The sequence below is a fragment of the Phenylobacterium sp. P4_E10 genome, from assembly GCF_056401675.1.
Genome location: NZ_JBFUIW010000009.1, coordinates 77242 through 98207 on the forward strand (window position 1 = coordinate 77242; position 20966 = coordinate 98207).

The window sequence follows — 20966 nt, forward strand, 5'->3', positions numbered from 1 at the left end:
AGGTGCAGATTATTGCCGCAAGACTAGTAGAGGGTCAGGTTGTCGATCTCTAGCCACATCTTCTGACCGCCGGCGCGGCCGCCATCGACCGTGACTTCCAGGACGTCGTCGCCGGTCCAAGGGCCTGTTCCGGCGCCGCGGCCAGCCACACGCTTCAGCGCCGAGAACGGCACTTCGACAGTCCGCCATTCGGGCCCCGAGCCGACCTCCGATTCCCAGCGGCCATTTTGGGTGTTGACCCCGAGCTGGTAGGCGCCGCCGTCGCCGCGCACGTCGAAGCGCACGCCCTTGAAGGCGCGGACATCGACTGGTTCCACCGAGCCACGGCTGAGCGGGATGATCACCCCGGCATTGGGATCGTCTTTCACGGACATCCGCGCGGCGATGCTGAGCGCGTGGTCGCTCGCAGTGCGGTTGATCACCTGGGCCACCTGGACGGTGCGGTCGATGCCGCCGTCCGTGTCGTCCAGGCGCAGGGTGTCGTAGTTCGAGCGCGGGCCTTCGAAGTTGTCGATCAGCGGGCCCTTGGCCTTGATCACCAGCATCGACTTCTGGCCGTTGGCGGCCGGCAGCTTGGTTCCAGCGCCGTGCACCTGGACGCCGTCGACGAAGACCCGGTCGGTCTTGCGCACGTCGGCGATGTTCACCCAGGGCTGGCCGTCGATCAGTACGAGGTCGGCGCGCTTGCCAGTCTCGATCGTACCGCGGTCATTCAGTTCACCCAGCACCTTGGCGCTGTTGGCGGTGCCGGCGACCAGCGCCTCGGACGGCGTCAGGCCGGCGCGAACCAGCAGTTCCATTTCCCGAAGCGTCGAGGCCCCGTGCGGCGTGCCGGGCATGCCCGCGTCGGTGCCGAGCGCGATGGTCACGCCGGCGTCGTGCAGCGCCTTCACGTTGTGCAGGGCGTAGCCGAACTTCACCTCGCTGCGGCGACGCGCTTGCGGATCGGTCGACGGCTCGCCCTTGTCGGGGTCGTAGACCGCCAGGGTCGGAGCATAGGCGGTGCCGCCCGCCTTGATGGCGTCGACGGTCGCCTGGTCGATCTCGCGATCCTGCAGGCTGTGGGCGATGACATCGACCTTGGCGCGGCCCGCGATCGCGCCGCGATCGACGGTGACCGTGTGGGTCAGGACCTTAAGGTTGTTTTTGTGGGCTTCATCCACCAGGGCCGACAACGTGCCCTGGTCCATGCTGGTGTTGTCGGCGGAGGCGCCGTAGCGCCAGCCATCGGCGAACGCCTTGATGAAGTCCGGCTTGTACGGGACCAGGGCCTTGACCTCCAGGCGGGCCGAGGCCGGAGAGTTTACCCACTTGGTGGTGGCGCGGTCGGCCCAGTCGGCGCCGTGACCGCCCGGCGTGCTCATCCGCGCCACGTAGTTCACGTGCGGCGAGGCCATCGACGCGATCCAGCGGCGGCGCGGCTCGAACGACTCCGGTTGCTGGTGAAAGTCGTTCACGGTGGTGACGCCGGCCGCGATGTAGGCGTTGGCGATCTCCGGCGAGATCCGCGGCTCGCCGCCTGGGGTCCAATGGGTGTGCACGTCAAAGAAGCCCGGCAGCAGCGCCTTGCCCTTGGCGTCGATCACCTGGGCGCCGCGCGGCGCCTTCACGCCGGGGCCCACGGCCAAGATCCGGCCGTCCTGGATCACGACATTGGCCAGGTGCGGGGCCGCGCCCGTGCCGTCGAACACAGTCGCGCCGATGATGGCCACTGGCCGGCCGGCCGCGAGCGACGCACTCGGAAGGGTCGCCAGACCGACGATCGCGACGGCTCCAGCCGCCCGCCATCCGTCACGCACAAAATTCATGGCAGCCCCCGATAGATCAAATACAGTTCGCACTACGGCGTGGGCGCAGAGCCCCGCCTTCTGTTTAAGACGCGCCCACGCCGCCGATCCACACCCACTTCAGGAATAATATCTGGAGGCGGCGTCCGCGCCCGGCGCAGCGCGCGCAACGCCTCCGCCAGCTGGCGACAAGCTCTTCATTGGAACACAACCCAAGCCAATGTAGCCTGGAGTCTACATTCCTCCCTGGCGATCCCATGAAGCAGTTCCTCACCACCATGGCCGGCGTCTTTGCGGGCCTGGTGCTCTTTCTCATCGGCGTGCCGTTCCTGCTGATCATCATGGCCGCCGGCGCCGCCAAGCCCGCCCCGACCCCCGCCCAGACGGTGCTGGAACTGGACCTGCGCGAACAACTGACCGACCAGGACCCGGTCAATCCCTTCGCCGCCTTCGGCCGCCAATCGATGTCGGTGATGTCGGTCATCGAGACCCTCGACCGGGCGGGCAAGGACGGCAGGGTCAAGGCCGTGCTCGTGCGGCTGCCAGAAGGCGGGATAGCCCCGGCCGCGGCCGACGAGCTGCGCCTGGCGCTGCGGAAGTTCCGAGCTACCGGCAAGACCGTCATCGCCCATAGCCAGGGCCTCTACCCGTCCGGCATCATCACCTCGACCTACATGCTCGGCGCGGCCGCGGACGAGTTCTGGATGCAGCCGGGCGCGTCCCTGCAAGTGACCGGCCTGGCGATCGAGGACGTCTTCTTCAAACGGTTCTTCGACAAGTACAGCGTCAAGGCCAACTACGAGCAGCGCTACGAGTTCAAGAACGCGGTCAACCCGTACCTCTACAGCGACTACACCGCGCCCCACCGCGAGTCGCAGCTCTCCTGGATGGGCTCGGTCTACGGCACGACCCTGGCCAACGCTGCCAGCGACCGCAAGCAGACGCCGCAGGTCCTGCGGACCAATCTCGAGGCCGGCCCCTACCTGGCCGAGGACGCGCTGAAGCTGAAGCTGATCGACAAGCTCGGCCAGGTGAAGGACGCCGAGACGGCCATCCTCGCCAAGGCCGGCAAAGGCTCCCAGCTCGTGGAGTTCGAGCGGTACATGCGTTCCAACCGCGACCGCGGCGCGCGGACCGGTCCCGCGATCGCGGTCATCGAGGGCGAAGGCGCGATCGTGACCGGCCACGACGGCGCCGCCAATCCGTTCTCCGCCAGCTCGGCCATGCGCTCCGACGACGTCTCCGAGGCGCTGTACGACGCGATCAAGGACAAGGACGTGAAGGCCATCGTGTTCCGCGTCTCCTCCCCCGGCGGCTCCGACACCGCGTCGGAGCAAATCCTCGCCGCGGTCCGCGCGGCCAAAGCCGCCAAGAAGCCGGTTGTCGTGTCGATGGGCGCCTACGCGGCGTCCGGCGGCTACTGGGTGTCCAGCGAGGCGTCGGCCATCGTCGCGCACCCGACCACGCTCACCGGCTCCATCGGCGTGTTCGGCGGCAAGTTCGCCCTCGGCCCGGCTCTGGAGAAATACGGCGTCGACATCCGCCAACTCGGCGTCGGCGGCGACTATGCCGGCGCGTTTGGGCTGGGCGCCGAGATGAACCAGGCCCAGAGGGCGGCATTCTCCGGCTGGATGGACCAGATCTACGCCAACTTCATCGCCCGCGTGGCCGAGGGCCGGAAGCTTTCGCCCGACCGCGTGCGCGAGATCGCCAAGGGCCGCGTCTGGACCGGCGCCCAGGCGCGGGAACTGGGCTTGGTCGACGAGGTCGGCGGCTTCTATCAGGCGGTGGACAAGGCTAAGGCCCTGGCCGGACTGAAGGGCGACGTGCGCCTGCAACGTATGACCACCCAGGTCTCGCCGTTCGAAGCTCTGGAAAGCGCGCTCGGGCTTTCGGCGACCTCGGTCCGGTCCCTGGCGGCGGCGGCGTGGATCCTTGGCGATCCGCGTGCTCAGGGCCTGCTCGACGAAATGGCCCAGGAGCGCATGCGCAGCTCCGGCGCGATGGTGCTGTCGCCCACGCCGATGAAGTGACGACGGCCGCTTAGCCCAGCCGGCGCAAGGTTCGCGCCGGCGGCCGGAACAGAACCCGCTGATTGGCGAAGTCCAGTTCGATGGCGTCGAAGTGGCGCATCACGTCGATCCCGATCAGGATCGCCGGCCGGTCGTTCAGCTCCCAGAGCTTGAAGATGTGCAGGTCGGCGAAGACCGCCGACAGGTTGCCTACGCTGAGGCCGCCCATGCGCAGCGGCGGCACGGTCGACAGCTCGCCCTTGGCCCGCTGACCCGTGGCGCTGATCAGCTCGACGACCGAGACCTGCGCGGTCAGGGCGAAGGGCGTGATCTTGAGCTGTTCGTGCAGTTTCAGATTGCCGACCGTGTTCTGCGAGCCGGAATCCAGGAAAGCGGTGACCGGTACGCCGCCCATGTCGGCGTCGATGATGATCAACTGGCCGAACCGGTAGCGCGCCGGCACGATGACGACATTGTTGTCCGCCGCCGCCATCGCAGCGTTGTCGCGCAACCTGGTGTCTGAGGCGTTGCGTTGAGTGCGGATCTCATCGTCGGGCTTGCTGATGGTGAACAGGTTGCGCTCGAAATCCATCGCGACGCGGCGGTTCTTCAGCACATCGACGCCGAGCAACCCATCCGCGCCCAATCGCGCGCGATCCAGCATCGGCGCCCGCAGCCGCTTTGAGGTCACCTTGCCGATGTCCAGGCGATCGATGCTGACCGTCTCCGAGGGCTCCACCCCGGCTATGCCGTGGATTTGCGCCTTGCCGGACGCCTTCAGTGCGAGCGTCTCGGCCACGTCCCGCGCGATGACCGTCCGGTTCGCGCCGGTGTCGATGACGAAGCTGTACGGTCCCTTCCCATTGATCAGGACCGGCGCCGTCATCCGCTGGGCCGCGTCTGCGTCAGAGCCAAGATGAGCCGTATCGCCATCGGTCGGCGGCGCCTGGTCGGCCAGGTTGACCAGCACCGGGGGGGCAAGGCGCTCGACCGTAGACGCGCATCCGGCGCTCGCCAGGCTGGCGCCGATCACCGTCACCGCGCGTCTGCGTGTCCATTCCACGTTCAACCGGGCCTCCCCCGTCCTCGACATGCCACGGTCATTGACGGGCGCAAACTGAAAAGGGCCGATCTGGCGCAGGTGCGGATCGCCGGCGCAGGCTGTAGAAGAAGCCCATGAGAACTTACGAACAGGTGCTGGCGGCGGCCCAGGCCGGCGACGCCGCTTCCCAAGACCTCATGGCCCAGGCCATGGAGCAGAGCGGGCGACTGGACGAGGCGCTGTCCTGGTGGATGTCCGCCGCCAAGAGCGGCTATCCGGCCGCGCACGCCAAGCTCGGCCTCTGGCAGCTGGTCGGCTTCAAAATTCCCCAGAACGTCGCCCAAGGCGTGGAGCGGATCATCGCGGCGGCCAAGGCCGGCGACTATCTGGGCCTGACCCTCGCCTGCGTGGTGGACGCCGGGGGGGTCGGGGCGCCGCGCGACGTCAAGCGGGCGATCTCGTGGCTCGTCCCGCTGGCCAAGGCGGGAGATGCACGTTCGATCTGTCAACTGGCCCTGCTGGCCGGCGTCGACGGGCCCAAGTCGGCCATGGCCCGCGCCGCGCTCGCCATCGCCCGCGCCGACGGCTTCGAGCCGGCGCGCCGAGTGCTGGGCGGCGGACCGGTCACCGCCGTGCCAATCGACTATGACGCCTTGGCCGCGGCTGCGGACACGGCGCCCTTCGAAGGCGCGCTGGCACGCGAGGCGCAATTGCAGAGCCCGGCCATTTCCCTGGTTCACGACCTGCTGCCCAGCTGGGCCTGCGACTACGTGACGGCGCTGGCCGAACCGGCCCTGCGGCGGGGCATGATCGTCAACGAGGCCGGCGGCGAAAGCGTCGAGGACGTACGGTCCAACCGCGTCATGCATTTCGGCATTCCCGACAGCGACGTGCTGCTCGAACTGATCAACAACCGCCTGGCCGAGGTCGCCGGCCTGCCGAGCGAGAACGCCGAAGGGCTTGGCGTCCTGCACTACGCGCCCGGCGAGCGCTACGCGCCGCACGTGGACTACATTCCCGACACCCCGGCCAATGCCGAGCATCTGGCGGCGCGTGGGCAGCGGGTCCGTACTGTGCTCGTCTACCTCAACGACGGCTTCGAGGGCGGGGCCACCGAGTTTCCGCGCCTGGAACGCAGCTTCAAGCCGGCCCGCGGCTCGGCGCTGGCCTTCGACAGCGTCACTCCCGACGGCGCGGTCGACCCGATGACGCTGCACGCCGGATCCCCGCCAACGAGCGGCGAGAAGTGGATCATTTCCAAGTGGTTCCGCACCAAGGCCTTGCGGCCGACCGCGGCTTGAGGCGCCATATCCAAGGCGCACGCCGCCAGCTATTCCAATGATCAGGACAAACGGGAGAACGCTGTGCTTGCGGCGAGAGTGATGAGCCGGCCCGACACGCTCGGCGCCGAGGTAGGAAAGTTCCAGCAGGCGCCCTTGCGCCAGACGGCCTTCCTCAACAGCGTGCCCAAGTGCGGCACGCACCTGCTGCGCAACATCGTGCGCATGTTCGTCCCGGCGCAGCAGCACTTCGACCGCGAGTTCATCCAGATCCCCAATCTGGAACAGCACAAGATGGCCCTGCATCCGCAGCGGCCGATGTTCAGCGTCGGACACCTGCTGTTCGCCGACATGTCGCTGATGGCGCTCAAACACGCCAACACCGTGGTCCTGGTGCGCGATCCCTACGACTACGTGCTCGCCCGGACGCGCTTCAACCTGTCCGACCAGTTCGACCACCCGCAGCAGAACCATCTGAAGAACGGCGCGGTCAGCGTCGAGCAGATGCTGAACCTGGTGATCTTCGGCATTCCTGGCCGTGGCCCGGCGCTGCGCGAGGTCTTCCTGTTCCACGCGGTGGCCTGGATGGGGACCGGTGTCCACGTGGTCCGCTATGAGGACATCGTGGCCCACCTGAAGGTGCTCGACACGCCGCAGGCCGAGGCCTTCTTCCGCGAGCTGCTCGGCAAGTTCGGGATCACGAATCTCCCCGCCGACTGGCGCGAGCGGGTGCAGATCGGCTCGGACCGAAAGCACAGCTCCACGGCCCGAGAGTACCTTTCCAGCGGCCAGAAGATCCCCGAGGTCCTTCCCGACACGCAGAAGCAGCTCGTCGAGCACATGGCCCCCGGCCTGCGCGAACTGCTCGGCTACGCCTGAACCATCGATCTAGAAACGCCGAACGCCCGCGGCTCGCGCCGCGGGCGTTTTCGTTTGCGCGCAAAACAAAGGGGCGGCGGACCTAGGTCCGCCGCCCCCAAGCTTTAGAGGATCAGGCTGCTCTTAGAAGCGCAGCTTGATGCCGCCGAACACGCGACGACCGACAACGTCGTAGGTCGACGGATCGGTGCCCGATTGGATGTTCGGAGCGTAGGTTTCCGGTTGCTTGTCGAACGCGTTGTTCAGGCCGAGCTTCAGCTCGACGTTGTCCGTGACGTTCCAGGTGCCGGTGAGGTCGAAGTACCAGACAGCGTCCACGCCGGTGAACTCGGGCTCGCCCGGGAACTCGATGCTGAGACGGTTGTCCATCGCGCCGATGTAACGGGCGCGGGCGTTGAGCTTGAAGTCCTCGAACAGCGACCATTCGCCGTTGATCGTGGCCTTCCACTCCGGGAAGCTCGTGCCGAGGCCGGCGCCGAAGTAGGAGATGGTGCCGGCGAAGTCGAGTTCCGGCACGCCTTCGATCGGGTCCTGTTGCTTGAACTCGATCACGTGCGTCAGCAGGACGTTCAGGCGAACGGTGCCCCACTCCGGATCAGCGCCCAGCCATTCAGCGTCGAAGCCCCAGTCGAACTGGAAGTCCAGGCCGCTCGACTGTTGCGTGCCGCCGTTGCTGTTGGTGAAGAAGCCGTCCGGATCCGACGGGTTGTAGACCCAAAGGATGTCGCCGCCGCCGCGGGCCGGGCCCTGGCAGTTCAGGTTGTTGATGTCGTAGTTCGGGTTGGTGCCGTAGTAGTTGAAGCAAGCCGCCACGATTTGGTTCGGGGTCGGGGTCAGGATCGCGTCGTCGATCTGGATGTTGTAGTAGTCAACCGAGCCTTGCAGGCGCGACAGCCACTGGTTGTCCCAAGGCGAACGCCACACGACACCTGCGGTGAAGGTCTTACCGATTTCCGGATCGAGATCCAGGTTACCGGCCAGGTCGACACCGATCTGCGAACCCGGGGTCTGCACGTAGTTGTTGATCGCGCTGGCGCCGACGCCTTGAGCCAGGCAGAGCGCCCGGACTTGAGCGGCCGACGGACCGGTGCGAGCAGCCGAGGTGACCGAGCAGGGGTCGAAGTACTGCGGAGCCGAACCACCACCGGCGAACAGTTCCGAGAAGTTCGGTTCGCGGACCGAGCGCTGGTAGGACATACGCGCGCGGAGCAGGTCGTTGATGGTCCAGTTCAGCTCGCCCTTGTAGGCCCACGAACCGCGCGGACCGACGGTTTCACCGGTGATCTTGTCGGCGAATTCGGATTCCGAGTAGCGGGCGCCGAGGCTCAGTTCCAGGTTCTGGACGTAGTTCTCATCCTTCAGCAGCGGGATCAGCACTTCGCCGAACACGTCCTTGAACGAGTTGGTGCCTTGGTCCGGATCCTGGGTGTTGGCGCCCGAGATCGGGCCCGAGGCCGCGCCCGGATCGAAGTTGTATTCGAAGCCGCGGTATTCGGCGCCGATCACGAAGGACAGGTCGCCGGCCGGCAGTTCGTACACCGGGCCGGTGATGAACGCCTGAGCGATTTGCGACTTCATTTCGGTCGACAGGGTCGTCTGAGCAGCGAGGTACTCGCGGCAGGACGCCGAGATCGGCTGACGGCCGAAGATGTTGAAGCCGCCGTCGCAGACGCTCGCGCCGCCGTCGGCGGCTTCGATCAGGCCCTGAAGACGCTGGGTGTTCAGGTTGCCCGTCTGGGTTTCGTCGATTTCGGTGCGGCCTTCCGACAGCGAAGCTTCGAAGGTCAGGCCGGTGTCGCCGATCGGACCGCGCACGCCGGCCAGGAACTGGACGACGGTGTTTTCGAAGCGCGATTCACGCAGGCCGAGGTCGAGGGTCCGCTGACGCAGCAGGAACGGCTCAGCCGCGCCGGTGCCGACGAGACGCGCATCATCGCCGGTACGCGACGCGAGCAGAGCGCGCAGGTCGGCCGGGATGAAGGGGTTCGTCAGCGGAATGACGAGCTGTTGCGAGATCTGCGAGCCCGGGGTGACCAGCGTGCTGACCACGTCGGACGAGCCGGCGTTGCTGGCGTTACGCGTGTTGACGGTCGGGAACGGCGTCGGCGCCAGGGCGGTCGTCGCGTTGTACTCGGTCCAGCCGGCGTTGACGAAGAACTCGATGCCGTTGTCCAGCTCGTAGTTCGTCTTGAACATGAACGAGTAGCGGTCCATCGGCAGGACCAGGATGTTCACGTAGTCGAAGTTGTAGCTGTAGAGGTCCGGGAACAGCGACTGGTTCACAGCGCCGTCGATCGGGTAGCGGAAGTTCTGGACGTCCAGCGGGTTGTTGAACACACCGCGGTAGAACAGCGAACCGTCCAGGTTGAAGCCGAGCGTACCCGAGCCCAGGCCGATCTTGTCCGGGGTCACGCCGTACTTGGCGAAGACCGCGTCCAGGGCCGCCTTGGTCGGGGCGTTGCCCGCGGCCCAGAACAGGTTGCCTTCCGGCAGGAAGGACGTGGTCGAGGTGGCGTTCTGCGAGAACTCACGCTGCGACTTGATCAGCGGCTGACGGTAGGAACGGTCGAAGCCGAACACCGCGTTGCCCTTGCCGTCGGCGAAGTTGCCGCCGAGGGCCGCCGAGAACTGATACTCTTCAGCATCCCAGAACTCAGTCGAGTTCGAGTAGCTGGCGCGGACGTCGATGCCTTCGAAGTTGTTCTTCAGCTTGACGTTGACCGCACCGGCGATGGCGTCGGCGCCGTAGGCCGCACCGGCGCCGCCGGTGATGACTTCGATGCCTTCGATCAGGGCCTGCGGAATGGTGTTCAGGTCGACGGTCAGCGTGTTCGCCGAGACCATCGGACGACGGCCGTCGACGAGGACGACGTTACGGTTCGCGCCGAAGCCGCGAAGGTCGACGTTCGATTGGCCGTTGTTGCCCGGGTTGTTCGAGGTCGAGCTGCCCGCCGGGTTAACCTGCGGCAGCGTGTTCAGGAACATGTCGAGCGTGACGTCGGCGTTAGCGACGACGGCTTCGCCGGTGACGGTCGCGATCGGGCTGTTGGCCACGTAGTCCTGACGGACGATACGCGAACCGGTGACGACGACTTCAGTGACTTCCTGCTCTTGGGCGTTGGCCGCCGTAGCCGAGAAGGCCGCGAACGCCGCGCCGCAGATCATGGAAGACGCCAAAAGGCGTTCCCGCGTGGTCATGATTTTCAAGGTCTAGATCCTCCAGCGGCCCGCCGACCATTACGGTGGCGATGCCCGCTCCCCACAAAAGGTTCGGTCCCGGATTCGCATTCGAACCCGGTTACGCTGGAGTTACGGGGGAGAAAGCGGGAGGGTCAACGCTGATTAAACTCCAGCAATGTTGAGGGCGCCGACCTGTCGCATTCTGGTCACAGATTGTGGCGTGGCGCAGCTTGGGCGCACGATTTTACCCTTTTGGCGTAACGGGATTCACTGACGGTGTGTGCGCGTCCGAAATGCACCAGTAGCGTGCCCTATGCTGGTCGACGATGTTGTCGACGAATCCAGTGACCTTCGGCGAGACCAAATTCTTGTTCACGTAGAAGTAGATAGGCGCCACCGGAGCGTCCGCCAGCATGATCGCCTCGGCCTGGGACAGGAAGCCTGCGCGGACCTTCGCGTCCGGCTCGGCGTCGGCTTTCGCCAGCAGGGCGTCGTAGGCCGGATTGCGGTAGTCGCCATAGTTTTGCGGGCCGGTGGCCGACTGCTGCAGATAGAGGAAGCTCATCGCGTCGTTGTAGTCGGCGATCCAGGCGGCGTCGGCGACCTGGAAGTCACGTGAGCGATACGCCGCGTAGGCGATCTGGGCCTCATTCTGCGCCAGGCTGGCGTCCACGCCGATCGCCTTCCAGTCGGCCTGCACGGCCGGCATGAACAGCATCGGGTCGGGCGTGTTGCGGTGCTTGATCTCGACCTTCAGCGGGTTCTTCGGACCATAGCCGGCCTCGGCCAGCAGGCGCCGCGCTTCGGCCTGTCGCTTCTCCAGCGGCCAGGACGCCCACTCGGGCAGCTTGGCGGTCTCGTAATCGGCCACCCCAGGCGGCGTGAAGGTGTAGGCGGACTTCTGGCCGCCGCGCAGCAGCTTCTGGGTGATGAAGTCGCGGTCGATGGCCATGGTCAGGGCCAGACGCACGCGCTTGTCCTTGAACGCCGGGACGTTGGCGTTGAAGGCCAGGTAGGTGACCCCAAGATAGGTGTGGGTGCGCACGTACTTAGGCATCGTCTCACGCAGGAAGGCGATCCGGTTCGACTGGATGTCGGCGTTCATGTCGAGTTCGCCGCGCGCCACGCGCCGCTCGGCCATGGCCGCGTCGGGGGTCGGGTAGAGATAGACCTGGTCCACGCAGACCTTGTCGGCCTCGTAGAAGCGGGGGTTCTTGACGATCTTCACGTAGTCGCCCAGCCGCCAGTCGGTGAGGATGTAGGGACCGTTGGACAGATAGTTGCCGGGCTCCACCCACTTGTCGCCCAGCTTGTCGACCAGGTGCTTGGGCAGCGGGAACATGGTGTGGTGCTTGGCTAGCTCGGGCAGATACGGCGCCGGGTGGGTCAGGGTGATCTCCAGCACCTTGGGCGAGATCGCCCGCACGCCGAGCGCCTCCTTGGACGCCTTGCCCTCGTTCACCGCCTGGGCGTTCTTGATGAGGTAGAGGACCGATGCGTACTCGGACGCGGTCTCCGGCAGCAGGATGCGGCGCAGGGCGAAGACGAAGTCGTCGGCGGTGACCGGCGCGCCGTCCGACCAGTTGGCGTCACGTAGATAGAAGGTCCAGACCAGGCCGTCGGGGCTGGTGGTCCAGCGCTCGGCCATGCCGGGGACGGCCCTGCCCTCCGGATCGGCCTCGGTGAGCCCGATCAGCAGGTTGGAAATGATGCGGTCTTCCCAGGTTCCCGTGGACTTGTGCGGGTCCAGGGTGGCCGGCTCGGACACGTTTCCGGCCAAGATGCAGACCTCTCCGGCCGGACACGGAGGCCGGGAGGGTCCCTTGGGCGCGCACGCGGCGAAGGAAATCGCCGCCACCCCCAGAACCAACATATTGCCCAGCGCTCGCAGCGCCCTATCAATGCGGGACATCGTAACCATGGGGGCCACGGATGACACACTTTAAGACGCGCTCAAAGCTGACGGCCCTGGCTGCGTTGGCCCTGGTCGCCGGCGTCGATCACGCGAGCGCCCAGCCCTCCAAGGACGCCCGCGCCCAGGTCTTTCAAGGCCTGATGGACTGCAAGGCCAAGAGCGACCCCACCGAGCGCCTGGCCTGCTACGACGCCGCCGTCGGCGCGATGGACGTCGCCGAGAAGAAGGGCGACATCGTCGTCGTCGACCGCGAGCAGGCCAAGGCCGTGCGCAACCAGGCCTTCGGATTCAGCCTGCCGTCCCTTGCCATGTTTGAGAAAGGCGAGACGCCCGAGGAACTCAATCAGGTGGCCCTGAAGGTCGAGCGCGCCTATCGCGGCGGCGACGGCAAGTGGGTCTTCGAGCTCGAAGGCGGCGCGGTCTGGGCGCAGAACGACACCGAGGCGATGTTCCGCGAGCCTCGGGCCGGCTCCAAGGTCGAGATCCGCAAGGCCTCGATGGGCAGCTACTTCATGAACGTCGACGGCCAGCGCGCCGTGCGGGCGCGCCGGGTCAAATAGCCGCGAACATTCAACGGTCCTTCGGGTCGATCGCGTCCCGAAGGCCGTCGCCGATGAAGTTGAAGCTCATCAGGGTGACCACCATGGTCAGGGACGGGAAGATCAGCAGCCAGGGCGCCAGCTCCATGTCCTGAGCGCCGCCGGCGATCAGGGTGCCGAGCGAGGCCATCGGCGGCTGCACCCCCAGGCCGAGGAAGCTGAGGAAGCTCTCGGCGAGGATAACGGCAGGTATCGTCAAGGTCACATAGACCACCACCGGACCCAGCAGGTTGGGCACGATGTGGCGGAAGATGATCGCTCCCTGGTTCAGGCCCGCGGCCCGCGCCGCCTCCACGAACTCCTTGTGCTTCAAGCCGAGCGTCTGGCCGCGCACGATGCGGCTCATGGTCAGCCACTCCACCGCGCCGATGGCGATGAAGATCAGGATGATGTTCGAACCGAACGTCACCATCAGCAGGATCACGAAGAAGATGAAAGGCAGCGAGTAGAGCACGTCGACGACGCGCATCATCACCTCGTCGAGCGCCCCGCCGACATAGCCGGCGACGGCGCCCCAGGCGATGCCGATGGCCAGCGAGACCAGGGTGGCGACCAGGCCGATGGCCAGCGAGACCCGCAGCCCCATCAGCAGCCGGGCCAGCAGGTCGCGGCCCAGCGAATCGGCGCCCAGCAGGTGGCCGGCGGTCAGCGGCGGGGCCCAGACGTCGTTCTTGTTGATCTGGTCGTAGCTGAACGGGACCAGGTGCGGGCCGATCAGGGCGATCAGCACCAGCACCGCCAGCACCGCCATGCCGGTCACCGCGGCCCAGTTGCGGAACAGCCGGCGGCGGGCGTCGTCCCACAGGCTGCGGCCTTTCACAGCCTTTTCCATGACTTGCGCCCCGGCGCGGGAGCCGGGGGCCAGGATCGGACCGCTCAAGACAGCCTCACGCGCGGGTCGAGCGCCGCGTACAGCAGGTCGGCGATCAGGTTCAGGACAAGGATCAGGGCGGCGTAGAAGATCACCATGCCCATGACCACGGTGTAGTCGCGCTGGAGGGCGGAAATGACGAAAAACTTGCCCAGTCCCGGCAGGTTAAAGATCTTTTCCACCACCAAGCTGCCGGTAAGCAGGCCCGCGCAGGCCGGGCCGAGATAGCTGACCAGCGGCAGGATCGCCGCGCGCAGCGCGTGCTTCCCGACAATCCTGTGTTCCGGCAAGCCCTTAGCCCGGGCGGTGCGCACGTAGTTCGAATGCAGCACCTCGATCATGCCGGCCCGGGTCAGGCGCGAGATGATCGCAATCTGCGGCAGGGCGAGGACGGTTATCGGCAGTATCAGGTTCTGAATCGCGCCGCCGTTCCAACCGCCGGAAGGCAAAATCCCCAGCTTCGAGCCGAAGAACAGCACCAGCAGCGGAGCCGTGACGAAGGTCGGGATGCAGACCCCGACGATGGCCACGGCCATGACGCCGTAGTCGACCAGCCGATTCTGCCGCAGGGCCGCCAGCACGCCGAGCGTCACCCCGACCACCGCGGCGATGAAGATCGCCGACAGGCCGAGCGTGAGGCTGACCTTGTAGTTCTCCTTGAGGATCTGGAGGACGCTCTTGTCCTTGTACTTCAGGGACGGTCCGAAATCGCCGTGGCCCACGTCCACGAGGTAGTTCAGGTACTGCTCGTGCAGCGGCTTATCCATGCCGTACTTGGCCATGACGTTCCGCTCGATCTCAGGCGAGAGCTTGCGATCCATGTCGAACGGGCTGCCCGGCGCCGCGCGCATCATGAAGAATGCGACCGTCACCACCAGGAACAGGGTCGGGATGGCCACCAGCAGGCGGCGGCCTATGAAGCGAAACATCAGGGGCTCGAGATGGCGCCCATCGACGGCGGGGCGTTGCGAAACTTTCACCGGGCTCCGATGATGTCAAATTGACCGCCCTCCCCTCAGCCAACCGGTATTGCATATGACCGACTTCCGACGCGTCACCGACCAGATTTCCGTCGCCCCCCAGATCGCGCTGGGCGATCTCGCCGCCGCCGCGGCCCAGGGCTTCAAGCTGGTGATCAACAACCGCCCCGATGGCGAGGACCCGGCGCAGCCGAGCAGCGCCGAGGTGGAGGCGGCGGCGCGCGCCGCGGGCCTGGACTATGTGCACATCCCAGTTCGGGGCGGCCCGACCCCGGAGCAGGTCGAGGCCAATTATCGCGCGGTCGAGGCCGCCGGCGGGCCGGTGCTGGCCTTCTGCCGCTCGGGCACCCGCTCGATCGTCACCTGGTCGCTGGGCCAGTTCGCGGCCGACGAGCGCAGCCGCGAGGAGCTGGTCGAGCTCGGCGCCCAGGCCGGCTACGACCTGTCGGGCGCTTTCCCGCGCTAGTTGGTCAAGGACACTTGCACCCGGGCGGCGCCCATGGCGACCTGCTCGGGCTCGCAACTTGCGACGCCCAGCACCAGCTGAGCCGCAAAGAGACACAGCAGCGCGAAGACCGCTCGCTGGAGCCGTTTTGATACATATATTGCCGTGTCCGCCGTCATGACCGACCTCGCTCGTCCATTTCAAAGAGCAGAGAGCAAGGCGGGCGCCGTTTTTGAGGACTTCCGATGATCCCCTATGTGCGTGAGATCCAGTTCGACTACGGCGCCTGCGACCAGGTCTCGCCGCTGATCCGGCGGGTGGTGGCCAACAATCCCGGCCCGTTCACCTATCTGGGCACCGGCACCTTCATCATCGGCAAGGGCCAGGTGGCGGTGATCGACCCTGGCCCCGACCTGCCCGAGCACCTCGACGCGCTGCTGGCGGCGCTGGAGGGCGAGACGGTCACCCACATCCTGGTGACCCACCACCACTCCGACCACTCGCCGCTGGCCCGGCCGCTGCAGGAAAAGACCGGCGCCAAGATCTACGGCTGCCCGGTCGTCGTCCCGGCGGCGCAGTCGAGCGTCATCACCGAGGCCGGGGCCGACTTCGGCTTCAAGCCCGACATCGAGATCTGCGGCGGCGGGGCGGTGTTCGAAGGGCCGGGCTGGACGCTGGAGGCGGTGGCCACGCCCGGCCACACCTCCAACCACATCTGCTTTGCGCTGAAGGAGGAGAACGCCCTGTTCTCCGGCGACCACATCATGGGCTGGTCGACCACCGTGGTCTCGCCGCCGGACGGCGACATGACCGCCTATATGGCCAGCCTGGAGAAGGTGAAGGCCCAGAACTACGACGTGCTGTGGCCGACCCACGGCCCGCCGGTGCGCGAGGTCACCCCGTTCATCGAGGCCTATATCGCCCACCGCCGCGCTCGCGAGGCCCAGGTGCTGAAGGCGCTGGGCGAAGGCCACGGCCGCATCAAGGACATGATCCCCAGCCTCTACGCCGAGACCGACAAGCGCCTATGGCCGGCCGCCGCCCGCTCGGTGCTGGGCCACATGATCGACCTGGTTCGGCGCGGGGTGGTGACCACCGCCGACGCCGAGCCGGGCCTGGACAGCGAGTATCGACTGGCGGGGTGAGGCGGGAGGATCGGTCCCCTTCACTTTCGCCCGAGCACTCCGTCAGCCAGGTCGCTGAATGCTTTGCGCACCTGGGCGGGGATCTCGATCCATGGAAAGTGGCCGGCCAGTCGCAGCACCGGCAGCTTCCGCGGCCCAGCGGCGGCTGCCAGACGAGAGGCAATAATTCAATTTCTACATAATATTCATTATTAAACGCATGTGATTACGGCCGCAATATAAGTGTCTGGTTCCAGACATTCCCGTCAATCAAGTACAATCTGCATATTTATTTTAGCATCCACCCAAGCGTTGCTAAAGGAACACCGGAAACCGCGCGCCGTTTAACCCTGCATCCAAGGAGAAAATTGTGATGCAGCAAGAACAGCCCGGCAACGCCCCCGACCCCTTCGGCCAGACCGGTGAACGCCCCGACCAACAACAGGGCAGTCAAGGCGGCCTGCCAGGCCAGGGTTCCGACGAGGAGCAGCGCACCTTCGAGCTAGAGGAGCAGCGCCGCCGCCAGGCTCAGGGCGAGGGCGTTCAGCGCGATAACGACAACACCCAAGACAGCATCGAAGGCGAACGCCAAGGCGACGCCGGCGTCCGCTGACGTCGACCAGCGGCCGGGCGACACCCGCCCGTCCTTGCCAAGATTTCCAGTCAGGAGGGCCAGTTGGCCACCACCGCAACAAAAACCGCACCTAAGTCCACCCCCGCCTCCGCCGCCTCCCGCCGCACGCGCCGGACAGGACGCCGCGATCCCCTGGCCGTCAGCCTGCTCAAGCAGGATCACCGGCAGGTGGAGGAATGGTTCGACGAGTACGAGCAGCTCGAGAACGACGCCGACAAGCTGGCGCTATTCGGCAAGATCGCCCTCGCCCTGAAGGTTCACACCCAGATCGAAGAGGAAATCTTCTACCCGGCCGAACGCGGCGAGGTTGAGGACGACATGCTCGACGAGGCCTATGTGGAGCACGACGGCGCCAAGAAGCTTATCGCCGAGATTGAGGCGATGAAGCCGAGCGCCGAGTTCTATGACGCCAAGGTCAAGGTGCTCGGCGAGTACATCAAGCACCACGTCAAGGAAGAGGAACAGCCCGGCGGAATCTTCGCCCAGGCCAAGCGCGGCGATGAAGACCTCGACGCGATGGGCGAGCGGATGAAGGCCCGCAAGGAGGAGCTGATGGCGAAATTCGCGCCCGCCAAGCGGAACTAGACGCGTCGGAGGGGACGCGGCCAGACCGCGTCCCGAAGCGCGCGGTGTCGCCGCTTGCCGCGCGCTCAAGCTCGAGCGAGGTTGACCCGCTAGACGCCGCCTCTCTATGTGAGTTCAAAAAATAGACTCATGTCAGTAGGGGGCGTTGTGGGGCGTACAGGAGCCGTAAGGCGGGCGGGGCTAAGTGCGGCTTCGTCGTTGGCGTTGATCTATTGCGCCCCAACCTTGGCCTGGGCCGCCGAACCGGCCGCCGAGCCCGCCCGCGCAGCGCCGACGACCTTTCCCGCCGGCTTCTTCGCCCAGTACAATCCGATCACCGCCGCCGACATGGTGGCTAGGGTTCCGGGCTTTGAATTGCGTGACGGAGACGAACGAAGGGGCTTTGGCGCCAGCGCCGGGAACCTGCTGATCAACGGCGAGCGGCCCAGCTCGAAAACCGCCCCCTCCGAGCTGCTGAAGCGCATTCCTGCGACCAACGTCCAGCGCGTCGAGCTGCTGTCCGGCAGCGACGCCGGGGTCGACGTGCGCGGCCAGTCGCAGATCGTCAACGTGGTGGTGAACAAGGCGGCCAAGGAGGACGGCGCGGCGACCTCGTTCGTCGCCGGGCTGCGCCACATCCAGTATTCCAACCGCATTGGCTGGACGCTGCAGGCCTCGCGCACCTTCTCGCTGTCGCCGAACGCGGACCTATCCGTCGACCTGCAGGCGCCGAACACCCTGGGGCGCGGGGTGTTCGAGGAGACGCTGGCGGCCGGGTCCGGCATGGTCACCGGCTCGCGCTATCAAGTCAGCCAGGGCCGGAACGCCGGCCTCCTGGGCTCGGCCAACCTGAGTTGGCGGCCGACCGACCAGGACACGGTCAATGCGAACCTGCAGGTCCTGCCGAACTGGAACTCCAGCGAGACGGTGCAGTTCGAGGCGGCCCCCAATGGGGCGCTGAGGAGCTCGCTGTACGGGCTCACCGACTACGACAACTACTACACAGCCGAGATCGGCGGCGATTGGGAGCATCGCTTTTCGTCGTCGCTGTCGATGAAGCTGATCGGCCTGATCGCGAACGCCAGCGTCGACCAGTTCGACACTTTCGACATCCATACCGCGCCGGCGACCTACCTGACCCGGACCCAGGACCGCACGACGAGAAGCGGCGAGCGGATCGTTCGGACCCAGATCAAGTGGACGGCGTCGGACAGCCACACCGTCGAGTTCGGCGGCGAAGGCGCGTTCAATTTCCGCGACACCACCCTGGACATCATCAACCAGCCGCGCGACGGCGCGCCAGTGCACGTCCCCCTGCCCGTCGCCAATGCGCGGGTCGAGGAGATGCGCGGCGAAGTGTTCGCCTCGGACATCTGGCAGGCGAGCCCGGCGCTGACGATCGAGGGCGGGCTCAACTTCGAGTTCTCGCGGATCTCGCAGACCGGCGACCAGGAGCAGGAGCGCGAGTTCACCTATGTGAAGCCTCGGATGACGGCGACCTATGTCCTCAGCCCGCGCAACACCTGGCGGTTCAGCCTGCAGCGCGACGTGGCGCAACTGGACTTCGCCGAGTTCAGCAGCGCGGTCGATTTCGTCAACGCCTCGGCGATTCAGGGCAACCCCGACCTGGTGCCGGAGACGGCCTGGAAGGCGCGGCTGGAATGGGACACCCGGTTCGCGCAACGGATGGTGGTCACCCTGGCGGCGTTCGCAGACAAGGTGTCGGACGTTCATGACCTGGTCGATATCGGCGGCTTCGACGCCTACGGGAACATCGGCGATGGGACGCGCCTTGGGGCCGAGGTGCGCGGGACCGCGCCGCTCGCCTTCGCCGGCCTGCCCAATGCCGAGCTGCGCTTCAGCGGGCTCTACCAGCAGACCCGGGTGACCGATCCGATCACCGGAGACGAGCGGTCGTTCTCGGTGCCGCTGGAGCGGCAGGGCACGGCCTCCGGGTCGCCGACGCTCAACGCCGGCAACAAGGACTGGGCCTACCTGCTGAACTTCCGGGACAACCTACCGGGCATCTCCTCGTCGTGGGGCATGACCCTGTTCCAGTGGGCCGGCCGCACCGAGTACCGGCGCGCGGAGAGCTTCTACTATGTTCGCTCCAAGCCCCGGCTCGACGTCTATTTCGAGACGCGGCTGATCAAGCCGGTGACCGTGCGCTTCTACATCAACAACCTGCTGGTCTCGTCGGAGGAGCGGACGCGGACGTTCTTCCTTGGCGACCGGAGCTCGGACATCGTCCAGCGGTTCGAGGTGCGCGACGCCTACGGCGGACCGGAAGGGTCGCGGGCGGTCGGCATGTTGGTCTCGGGGCGGTTCTGATCAGCGGCTCCTGACCAGGCCGCTGACGCGCTTGCGCCAGGCCACGTAGGGCAACGAGACCAGGGCGGCGACCAGCAGGTAGAGCAGGACGGCGGCCGTGGCGCCCTTCATGTCGGGGAATTCCAGGCTGGCAAGGGCGACGGCCATGCCTGGGTGGCGCGAGGCGCAGGCCAGGGCGAGCACGGTGCGGTCTTCGTTGTCCGGACCGCCGAGCAGATGGCCGATCACCAGGCCGCTGACGACCACGACGACCATGGCCAGCAGCGTGCCGTCGCCGACCAGGGCCATGATCGCCCCCCAGGCGCTGGCCAGGACGAGGACGAGGCCGACCAGCAGCACCAGGGTCCCGATGCTGGCGAGGAGGCCGCTAAGGCGCTGGGCGAAACCCTTGGCCAGCAGCCCGACAATCGTGCCGGCCAGCAGCGGCAGCAGCACCGTCTTGCCGACCACGGCGATGATGTCCATCGGGTGGGCGTGCAGCGGGATGCCGAAGATCAGCTGGATCAACTCCAGGGCCAGCGGGATCCAGACGATCGCGAACAGCGCGGCCACCACCAGGAGGCTGACGGCGTAGTTGCTGTCGCCGCCGGCCTTGGTCTGCTTGCCGGGCAACAGCGGCGGGACCGGCGCCAGCGAGAGCGCGATCAACGCCGTGGAGACGGGCTGTTCGAGGCCGAGCAGCTTGACCGCGAGCACGGCGACCACCGGCATGATCAAGCTCATGGCCAGCAGCGATCGGAGCAGCAGCGCAGGCTGGCTGAAGAGCCCGACCCAGTCGCGCAGCCGGGTCTGGAGACCCAGCGCGAACACGATGAGCATGATGCTGAGACCGAGCACCATCGGGACTATCTGCGACAGGCTCATGTCCGGCTCTCCTGCGTGCGGGCGCCTTGACTGCACGCCCGCCGCGAGAAGCCGTCAATCAGGCCGAACCCTTCCGCCGGGATCAGGGAGCAGGCGACTCCACCGGCGCAAGGACCGCGGCGGGCTGGCGCACCTCACGGTCCCAGACGTAGCCGAACAGGGTGACGGTGGTGATGGCCACGGCCAGCAGCGCCCGCAGCCAGAAGCGCGAGAAGCCGGACAGCAGGGCGACGATCACCCCGCACAGGCCGGCGGCGACGCTGGTCAGGGCGATGCGCGGGGCCCACTCGAAGGCGATCATCTCGCCGGCGCGCGGATCGAGCAGGCCCAGTTGCGCCCCGCCCAGCCCGACGCAGACCATCAGGGCCGGCGCCAGGGCGATCAGTGTGGCGAAGTGCAGGTAGGTGTCGGCGAAGCCGCTCGACACCGCTCCGCCCCGGCGCGGCGCGGCCGGCGGGA

At 66.6% G+C, this 20966-nt stretch carries 17 protein-coding genes; 9 read left to right on the forward strand and 8 right to left on the reverse strand.

Annotated elements, in window-relative coordinates:
* Positions 1-23: 23 nt before the first annotated feature.
* A complete protein-coding gene (locus AC1DQJ_RS12305; protein ID WP_477603641.1) occupies positions 24-1808 on the reverse strand; it encodes a CIA30 family protein in 1785 nt (594 codons plus the stop codon).
* A gap of 236 nt (positions 1809-2044) precedes the next feature.
* On the opposite strand from AC1DQJ_RS12305, the gene sppA reads away from it, so the two are divergent.
* Positions 2045-3820, forward strand: coding sequence for a signal peptide peptidase SppA (gene sppA / locus AC1DQJ_RS12310; protein ID WP_477603643.1), 1776 nt, complete (start codon positions 2045-2047; stop codon positions 3818-3820).
* Between the two features lie 10 nt (positions 3821-3830).
* Here sppA and AC1DQJ_RS12315 read toward each other — a convergent pair whose 3' ends face one another.
* Positions 3831-4862 carry a retroviral-like aspartic protease family protein gene (locus AC1DQJ_RS12315; protein WP_477603819.1) on the reverse strand — a complete coding sequence of 344 codons (1032 nt, stop codon included), beginning with the start codon at positions 4860-4862 and terminating at the stop codon, positions 3831-3833.
* A 113-nt stretch (positions 4863-4975) separates the two neighbouring features.
* Between AC1DQJ_RS12315 and AC1DQJ_RS12320 the strand changes: the two genes are divergently transcribed.
* Both AC1DQJ_RS12320 and AC1DQJ_RS12325 read left to right on the forward strand, forming a co-directional pair.
* Entirely contained in the window at positions 4976-6142 is a 1167-nt protein-coding gene (locus AC1DQJ_RS12320; RefSeq protein WP_477603645.1) for a 2OG-Fe(II) oxygenase, read from the forward strand.
* Between the two features lie 81 nt (positions 6143-6223).
* Positions 6224-7000, forward strand: coding sequence for a sulfotransferase domain-containing protein (locus AC1DQJ_RS12325; RefSeq protein WP_477603646.1), 777 nt, complete (start codon positions 6224-6226; stop codon positions 6998-7000).
* Between the two features lie 123 nt (positions 7001-7123).
* On the opposite strand, the gene AC1DQJ_RS12330 is transcribed toward AC1DQJ_RS12325, so the two are convergent.
* Positions 7124-10177: a TonB-dependent receptor domain-containing protein gene (locus AC1DQJ_RS12330; RefSeq protein ID WP_477603648.1), complete on the reverse strand. Its 3054-nt coding sequence runs from the start codon at positions 10175-10177 to the stop codon at positions 7124-7126.
* Between the two features lie 247 nt (positions 10178-10424).
* Positions 10425-11960 carry a peptide ABC transporter substrate-binding protein gene (locus AC1DQJ_RS12335; protein WP_477603649.1) on the reverse strand — a complete coding sequence of 512 codons (1536 nt, stop codon included), beginning with the start codon at positions 11958-11960 and terminating at the stop codon, positions 10425-10427.
* A 152-nt stretch (positions 11961-12112) separates the two neighbouring features.
* On the opposite strand from AC1DQJ_RS12335, the gene AC1DQJ_RS12340 reads away from it, so the two are divergent.
* Positions 12113-12655 (forward strand): hypothetical protein, encoded by a 543-nt coding sequence (locus AC1DQJ_RS12340; RefSeq protein WP_477603651.1) that lies wholly within the window; start codon positions 12113-12115, stop codon positions 12653-12655.
* A gap of 10 nt (positions 12656-12665) precedes the next feature.
* Here AC1DQJ_RS12340 and AC1DQJ_RS12345 read toward each other — a convergent pair whose 3' ends face one another.
* Together AC1DQJ_RS12345 and oppB are read right to left on the reverse strand one after the other, a co-directional pair.
* Positions 12666-13574 (reverse strand): ABC transporter permease, encoded by a 909-nt coding sequence (locus AC1DQJ_RS12345; protein WP_477603652.1) that lies wholly within the window; start codon positions 13572-13574, stop codon positions 12666-12668.
* Complete coding sequence (gene oppB / locus AC1DQJ_RS12350) at positions 13571-14494, reverse strand: oligopeptide ABC transporter permease OppB (RefSeq protein WP_477603653.1); 924 nt, start codon at positions 14492-14494, stop codon at positions 13571-13573. Before oppB ends, AC1DQJ_RS12345 begins: the two co-directional genes overlap by 4 nt.
* 106 nt (positions 14495-14600) lie before the next feature.
* On the opposite strand from oppB, the gene AC1DQJ_RS12355 reads away from it, so the two are divergent.
* The 5 genes from AC1DQJ_RS12355 to AC1DQJ_RS12375 all read left to right on the forward strand — a co-directional run bounded on the left by AC1DQJ_RS12355 (position 14601) and on the right by AC1DQJ_RS12375 (position 19643).
* Positions 14601-15011 carry a TIGR01244 family sulfur transferase gene (locus tag AC1DQJ_RS12355; RefSeq protein ID WP_477603655.1) on the forward strand — a complete coding sequence of 137 codons (411 nt, stop codon included), beginning with the start codon at positions 14601-14603 and terminating at the stop codon, positions 15009-15011.
* Between the two features lie 224 nt (positions 15012-15235).
* Complete coding sequence (locus AC1DQJ_RS12360; protein ID WP_477603657.1) at positions 15236-16135, forward strand: MBL fold metallo-hydrolase; 900 nt, start codon at positions 15236-15238, stop codon at positions 16133-16135.
* A gap of 352 nt (positions 16136-16487) precedes the next feature.
* Complete coding sequence (locus AC1DQJ_RS12365) at positions 16488-16727, forward strand: hypothetical protein (protein ID WP_477603659.1); 240 nt, start codon at positions 16488-16490, stop codon at positions 16725-16727.
* Between the two features lie 63 nt (positions 16728-16790).
* Entirely contained in the window at positions 16791-17333 is a 543-nt protein-coding gene (locus tag AC1DQJ_RS12370) for a hemerythrin domain-containing protein (protein ID WP_477603661.1), read from the forward strand.
* A gap of 198 nt (positions 17334-17531) precedes the next feature.
* The gene (locus AC1DQJ_RS12375; protein ID WP_477603663.1) at positions 17532-19643 is read left to right on the forward strand and encodes a TonB-dependent receptor plug domain-containing protein; all 2112 of its coding nucleotides are present in this window, start codon (positions 17532-17534) and stop codon (positions 19641-19643) included.
* On the opposite strand, the gene AC1DQJ_RS12380 is transcribed toward AC1DQJ_RS12375, so the two are convergent.
* Both AC1DQJ_RS12380 and AC1DQJ_RS12385 read right to left on the reverse strand, forming a co-directional pair.
* Positions 19644-20507: a bile acid:sodium symporter family protein gene (locus AC1DQJ_RS12380; RefSeq protein ID WP_477603665.1), complete on the reverse strand. Its 864-nt coding sequence runs from the start codon at positions 20505-20507 to the stop codon at positions 19644-19646.
* A gap of 82 nt (positions 20508-20589) precedes the next feature.
* On the reverse strand, positions 20590-20934 hold the full coding sequence (locus AC1DQJ_RS12385; protein WP_477603667.1) for a hypothetical protein: 345 nt from the start codon (positions 20932-20934) through the stop codon (positions 20590-20592).
* Between the last annotated feature and the right edge of the window lie 32 nt (positions 20935-20966).